Origin of the sequence: Bacteroides sp. (assembly GCA_036351255.1) — a bacterium.
GTDB lineage: Bacteria > Bacteroidota > Bacteroidia > Bacteroidales > UBA7960 > UBA7960.
Genome location: JAZBOS010000033.1, coordinates 1 through 7,118, shown reverse-complemented (window position 1 = coordinate 7,118; position 7,118 = coordinate 1). Strand labels below are relative to the sequence as shown.

The following is a 7,118-nucleotide window of genomic DNA, read 5'->3' as shown; positions in this document are numbered from 1 at the left end:
TGGCCAGCACATCAATGCTCAGGGCGGTTTCCTCCCCCGATCGCAACACCCTGGCTTGCATATCAAAATAAACCTGGTCATCGTGATTGACAAAAACCAGTCTTTCAGCAAGTGGAACAGCTCCTGGTGAAAATAACACCAGTTGAGAAACACCGGAAGGAAAGTCATTCAGGGGCAACCTATAAGTCACCGCCATTTCATTTCCCTGTTCATGCTTTAAGAACACAGCTTTTCCCTTTGATTGGGCCAGCAGTGAAGCGTTTGCTAATTCACGCGTGCCTGTAATATTGACTTCAAGTTCCTCATCCCCCATTTCAGCCCTGAGCACGAAGCCATCCTTCTCTGCCTGGGGCAAGGGCTTAATAAGAGCTAGCCCTTCCCTTTCAGGAGTTTCAGCAAAATAGTGCTTCCCCGCTTCAGGTCTGAGGGTAAAAAGCCCCAGCCCGCTGGCATTGGTTTCAAAACCGGCAACAAGGTCCCCTTCCTGATCCTTGATCTGGCCCTTTACCTTTACCCCCCTGCCGGTAAGGTCCGAAACCCTGATAGCCACCCTGCTCTCCAGGCCATCCACCAAATGCCCCCCCTCGGGAAAAAATTCAATGATCATCTCCTCCCGCGATTGCTCAAGGGCGTCATTAAATTCCCGGTTAAATTTTCGCATATCATTATCAATCTGGTTTGCAAAGGAAGGATTGCTGACATAAAAATATTTGTGAAACCAAAAAGACTCATCCAGATTCAGCATCAGGTCGGAATACGCCCTTATCACATAATTGCCATCGGGAATAGCTGGCTCCAGCGAAATCTGTCCATTAAAATGCCCGTTCTCGGGTCGGATTATCAATTCGCGGACTTTTTCGCCCCGAACGTTCCACAGTTCGAGGTAAACATTGGCCGTATCCTGAACGGGCGAATGGTCGATGGCCCATACAAGGTACCCTTTCAGCCAAATGGTTTCCCTGGCTGCATAATGCTCTTTGTCAAAATGAATGAAAAGTTTTTGGGGAATCAGCGCATCCTGATAACTTCTGAGTAGCAGGGGGATTTCATCTATTGCCCTTGGCTGTGCAGCTAGTAAGCAGCTCAATCCCGGGGACAGAAAGAGAAAAACAAATAAAGAAATACGTATTCTTGCTTGTTTCATAGTCAAGGATTTTTCAGGATGAGAAAGGAAACCGCAAACAACGGCAGAATAAATTTACGAAAAAATAAAAGGTGGTTAACAACCCGGATACTCCTCGGCAGGGGCAAAATACAATCGTCCATTCAGTGCCTTTCCCCAATGCTATTTCAGGGGAGGAAGGTTAAAAGCACCTCATTTGCAGTTTATCACTTATGCCTTAAACTATCAAAAACCCTTCCAAAATGTCATTTTGTCATCCAAGGAATCAGGGAAATTGAACTGAAAAAATGGGAAAAACTGCCTTTAAAAATTTCACCCGGGCAAATAAAAGGGCTGCCTCACGCATTCGGGGCAGCCCTTATTATTGATTAAATCACCAGATACTACCAGCCAGGATTCTGCTGAGCAGCAAGGGTGGGGTTGGCGTTGATCTCAGCCTGAGGAATTGGCCACAGGAAAAGATGGTTCTCGTATGGTACAGAAACCACCGGGTAAGGGCCAGTATAGGGCCCCAATGAGAGATCAAATTCCGCAGCAGCTGGCAAACCATTGGCCAGTTTACCGGGTATCCCATCAATGGGGAAGTGCGGGCAATGCTGCAGCCTGCTGATATCCGGCCAACGGCGGCCTTCAAAGGCAAGCTCTATCCTTCTTTCATAAAGGATGGCTTCCAGCAATTCAATATTATTAGCGAAATCTTCTGAAATGTATGCCTGGGTTGAAGGATCAGCCAGCGAACGGTTACGCACCATATTCAGGTACATCAGGCCGTTGACCACATCGCCCTGGCGGGCATAAGCTTCGGCCAGGTTAAGCAAAACCTCGCCATAACGCATCATCGGTGAAAGGTCGGTATACCCAACGTCATCGCGGTATTTGTTGGTATAGATTACACCACCGTCGGTAATTATCATTTCGTTTGAGCGCCGCTTATCATCGTCCAGCCAGAAGGGATTCCTCCAGTTAATAGGACTAAAGCAAACCAGCAAACGCCTTTTAAATTGCGAGGCAAGGGCTCCGTTGACACTTGGATAGTTGGTTGGCGAGCTTTCCATGCCAAAAAGGTACTCATCGCTGCCATAGTTGTTGGCAAAGACGGTCCAGGGCTCAGCCCCAAGGGCGTATTGACCGGCATAGATACCTCCACCGACAAATTTAGAAGCTTCAGTGATGACCCCGGGCATATTCCACATATGCTGATGAATACGGGCCTTATAAGCAGCAGCTGCTCCTTTGGTACCTCTGGAAACTTTCCAGTTACCATCCCATTCTGACTTCAAAGGTAAGTACTGCTCAGCAAGTTCAAGGTCCTCCAGAATCCAGGTGTAGCACTCGGCAACCGTATGTCTTCCGGTGGCAAAGCCCTCATCAATGGCCTGTTGCGTTGTGAAAGGCACTTTATGGTAAGGAACACCCATGTGAGAAGCATCAGCAGTATGCTTATAGGGACGCGAAAACATAACCAACAATTCATGATAAGCAGCTCCTCTAAGCAACAAGGCTTCCCCCTTATACTGATTAGCCTTTTCCTGGGTTATTACGCCATTATCAGCTGCAACCTGAACACCGTCAATCACAATGTTTATTCGATTGATCAAACGGTAGGTATCCAACCAATAATATACATTATTGGCGGTCGTTGCGTTATAGGTGTTCTGATAAGTGATCGCGTAAAAGGCATAGATGTTCACAACATCTTCACCACGGTTTTCACCCTGCTGAACAAAAGCGGCACCAAAGGGATATCCGCGCTGGCCACCATTATAATCGCCGATTTGGGCAGCCTGGTACATGCCAAGGACCGAAAGCTCCACTTTCTCAGGGGTGGAGAAGGCCACCGTCTCAGAAATCTGGTTGAAGGGTTGCAGGTCTATGATTTCATCTTCCGAGCAGGAAGTGAAAAATAAACCAAAGGCAAAAGCCGACAGCATAACCAGCTTGCCTGCCATTTGCTGAATATTATGTAGTTTCTTCATAATTGACTTCATTTTTTAGGTTACAAACTCAGGTTAACACCAAAGGTAAGGGTCCGCTGACGGGGGGTGCCGTTGAAGTCCGTTCCAAGGAAACGTTCACTTTCCGGGTCAATGCCGGTGTAATCGGTGAACATGAGCAATTCGGTGCCTGAGACAAAGATTCTGAGGCGGTCAATTCCAAGACGTCCGACCAATTCCGTAGGCAAGGTATAACCCAAAATCAGGTTCTGCAATTTAAGGAAATCACCCTTCTCAACAAAGCGTCCCGAAGTTTCGTTCTGACGGTTGATAAAGTTCGTGCGACCGTACCATAACTTGGGGGTCCAGCCATCACCCGGGTTTTCGGGGCTCTGCCACCTGCCCAGCAATTCGCTTCCAGCATTGGTAAAGGAGTTGGATACCAGGTCTGCACGCGTGCGGTTCATGATATAGTTTCCACCTGAGAAACGGAACATGGCAGTAAAGTCAAAGTTTTTCCACCTGACAATGGAATTCACTGCACCAAAATAGGTAGGCATAGAAGGACCAAAAATGATCCTGTCGTCACCAGTCAGGGCACCAGCCTGTGAAATATCGCCCGGGTTATTGGGATCATACAGCTTGTATGATTGCGATGCAATATCACCCTGTACCAGGCTGCCATCAGCCCTGCGGTAAAGCGGATTACCATTGGCGGCGTTCACCCCTGCATAGTCGTAGCCATAAACAGAGTAAAGAGATTCTTCCCTTTCATTAATCACATAAGTATAAATCATCGGACGCTCGGTAGCCAGTTCAATGACCTCGTTCTGAACCAGTGAAAGGTTCATATCCACCGTCCACGAGAAATCACGGGTACGGAAAAAGTTGGCCTGAACACCAAACTCGTGGCCCCAGTTCTTCAACTGCCCAATGTTCTTATTTACACTGTTGCCCGGAATACCAAATGAAGGAGGCGTCGGAGCAGCCAGAATCAAACCGTCCACATTGTCAATAAAATAATCATAGGTCAGCGAATATTTCCCATCCAGAATGGAAAGGTCAATACCTACGTTGGTCTTCTTACTGGTTTCCCATTTCAACTGATCATTACCCATCTGGCTGAAGGCAATACCCGTATAATCGGCATACCTGACACCACTGTAAAGACCCAGGTAAGGATAGTTGCCAATATTGGCGTTACCTACTTCGGCGTAAGATGCCCTGATTTTCAGATCAGACAGCCATTCGACATCCTGCATGAACGACTCGCGGGAGATGGTCCAGCCAACAGACCCTCCGGGGAAGAAACCCCACTTATTGGCCTCCGGAAGAGATGAAAGACCATCATAACGTGCTGAAAGTTGCAGGAAGTACTTTGAATCAAAATTATAGTTCAAACGGCCTGCATAGGAGATGATCCCGTTTTCGCTCATGCTCCCTGAGGAAAGCTGCGTAGCATAAGTGCCACCGATCAGTCCTTGGTTAAAATACGTATCCGACATGGTAGTACCACCGGCAAAGAAGTAATTATAACGTTGCTTTCCAACTTCATTCACCAGCGTCAGGTTAAGGTTATGGAGATCAGCAAAGGTCTCAACATAAGAGAGCGTATTTACTGTGTTCCAACGCTGATAATTAGACTGGTTGTTGTATATCCTACCGTCCACTGAGGCACCGTCACCATGAATTGGGTTCCAGTACATCAATCCTTCTGTCATGGAAATGTCTGCGCTCAGCCGGGTCTGGAAAACAAGGGAAGGCAAAATATTGACGATGCCGTAGGTCCCAACCATGGCCCGATTCACTTTGGAATCGTTTTTGTTTTGGTCAATGACGTACATAATGTTGGGAAGGTTGTCGTCAATGGTGGCAGTATTATTCCAGCGACCAACCAGTTGCGGGTTGCCAAAATCGATGTTATATCCTGTTGGATGATCGGGATTAAGCACCGGTGTATTGGGCAACTGGCGAATGGCCGAAAAAATATTACCCGACAATGAGTTCTCACCCGTATTCAGTCCTAAATAATTGGAACGGGCCAGATTGGCATTAATACCGACGTTCAGCCATGTCCTGACTTTCTGATCCACATTGGCTCTTAAAGTGATACGATCCATGGCGTTGGGACGGGTAATCCCTTCCTGGTCGGTATATCCCATGGAAAAATAATAAGAGGTTTGGGGAGTAGCTCCTGACAACGACAAGTTGTGGTCTTGCTGGAAGGCATTGGTGCGCAAAACCTCCGTCTGCCAGTCCGTATTCAGTCCGGCAGCAACGGCTGGGTTGCTAAGGCCCGCATTGCCAAACATTTCAGCCATCAGGGGCAACCATTCTTCCTCACTGGTGAGGTCAAATAACTGAATGGGCTGAGCTACGCCAAAGTAGTTGTTGTAACTCATCTGAAACTTTCCAGCTTGCCCCCGCTTGGTGGTAATAAGCATAACACCGGCGGCAGCCCTTGATCCATAAATGGCCGTAGCTGAACCGTCTTTCAGAATTTCGATGGACTCAATGTCAGAAGGGTTAATGTCAGCCAAAGCATTGGTATTGGCATAGCCTCCAATGTCTCCGGTAATAATGGGCTGACCATCCACAACAATCAGTGGATAAGTCCCCGAAGTAATGGATGCAATCCCGCGGATACGAATCCTGGGGGCTTGTCCAAGGATACCTGTGGTTTGGGTGATTTGCACCCCGGCAGCACGGCCTGCAAGCTGGGCATCAAAGCTGGGAGCAGCCAGGTTGGCCATATCCTCGCCCTTTACCTGGGCAATGGAACCGGTGACTTCGCGCTTGCGCTGGACGCCATACCCCACCACTACAAATTCCTCAACGGAAATGACATCCGGCTCCAGGGCTACATTGATCAGGTTGCGCCCTCCTACCGGTATTTCAACCGTACGCATCCCAATAAAGGAGAACACCAGCACCGCCTCAGGCGATACCTGGACCTCGTACTGACCGTTAATGTCGGTTACAGTACCCTGCGTGGTTCCTTTTACCACTACGGAAACACCCGGAAGGGTGCTGCCATCCGAAGCATCAGAAACCCTACCTGTAACGCGAATCGTTTGCCCATACAGGCTGGCGCCCATAAATAGCAAAAGTCCGGTTAGAATCAGAATTCGCTTCATGTTTGTTTTGTTTTAGTTTTTAATTGATTGAGTTGGTTCTTACCCCTCGGGCAATAAGCCCCAAAAAGGGAGCACTAATTTATTAAAAAATGTTATTGTTTGTTAATTTTTTTGGATTTCTAAAAAATTATTAGTATAGATCGATTTTATACAATTGCTTAATGTTAATTTCTATTTTTTAATGCATTCTCATTCATTTATTTATACATACCTATCCGAATTTTTTTTTTACTTTTTTGTTCTGTTTTATGTAAATCATTATTATTAAATGTTTTCATAAAATAAAAATTGTATGAAAAAACAAAAAGGCCGTCTCAGGCATTTGAGACGGCCTCTTCAAATCATGGCATGAAGCAGAGGGATTCCCCTGCCCTCATGGTAAAATCTTAATATTGGTTTTGTACAATATTCGGGTTCGCATTAAGCTCACTTTGAGGGATCAGGAATACCCATTTCGGATTCACGCTGGGCTTATCCTGATACATACCATCTAAGTAAAGATTAGGATCAGCGCCCGATCCGGCTAAGTCAAGCACCTCATCATTCCTTAACATATCGAACCACCTGAAGCCTTCAAAGAATAGTTCAATCCTCCTCTGGAGGAGAATCTCGTCGATAAGTGCCTGTCCTGAATTGGTTGAAAGCACATAGCCTTCATCCCTGGCAGAAACCAATTCAAACAATACAGACCTTGCCAGATCTTCGTTCTGGGCAGCGCCCGGACGTGCAAGTGCTTCTGCTTCAATCAGGTACATCTCTGAAGCCCTCATATGAATGACATCCATTGGATCAATCGTTGGTCCATTGGACTGAACCATCTTAATGTGCATATAGGGCACCATGTTGTGCGAAGAAGAATTGTTTACAATGGCCCTGTATTCGGCAACGGCAGCATTAAACTCTTCCTGACTGGCATACCTTCCT

The 7,118-nt window shown here is 46.9% G+C and carries 5 protein-coding genes; 1 reads left to right on the top strand and 4 read right to left on the bottom strand.

What is annotated here, in order from left to right; translation table 11 throughout:
- On the bottom strand, positions 1 to 1,144 hold a 1,144-nt coding region (locus V2I46_03070), incomplete at its 3' end, for a hypothetical protein (protein MEE4176468.1).
- Between the two features lie 18 nt (positions 1,145 to 1,162).
- On the opposite strand from V2I46_03070, the gene V2I46_03065 reads away from it, so the two are divergent.
- On the top strand, positions 1,163 to 1,495 hold the full coding sequence (locus tag V2I46_03065) for a hypothetical protein (GenBank protein MEE4176467.1): 333 nt from the start codon (positions 1,163 to 1,165) through the stop codon (positions 1,493 to 1,495).
- Between the two features lie 11 nt (positions 1,496 to 1,506).
- On the opposite strand, the gene V2I46_03060 is transcribed toward V2I46_03065, so the two are convergent.
- The 3 genes from V2I46_03060 to V2I46_03050 all read right to left on the bottom strand — a co-directional run.
- On the bottom strand, positions 1,507 to 3,099 hold the full coding sequence (locus V2I46_03060; protein ID MEE4176466.1) for a RagB/SusD family nutrient uptake outer membrane protein: 1,593 nt from the start codon (positions 3,097 to 3,099) through the stop codon (positions 1,507 to 1,509).
- 20 nt (positions 3,100 to 3,119) lie between these two features.
- Positions 3,120 to 6,194, bottom strand: a complete 3,075-nt coding sequence (locus tag V2I46_03055) for a TonB-dependent receptor (protein ID MEE4176465.1) — start codon at positions 6,192 to 6,194, stop codon at positions 3,120 to 3,122.
- A 386-nt stretch (positions 6,195 to 6,580) separates the two neighbouring features.
- Positions 6,581 to 7,118, bottom strand: a 538-nt coding sequence (locus tag V2I46_03050) for a RagB/SusD family nutrient uptake outer membrane protein (GenBank protein ID MEE4176464.1), incomplete at its 5' end; no start/stop codon positions are given.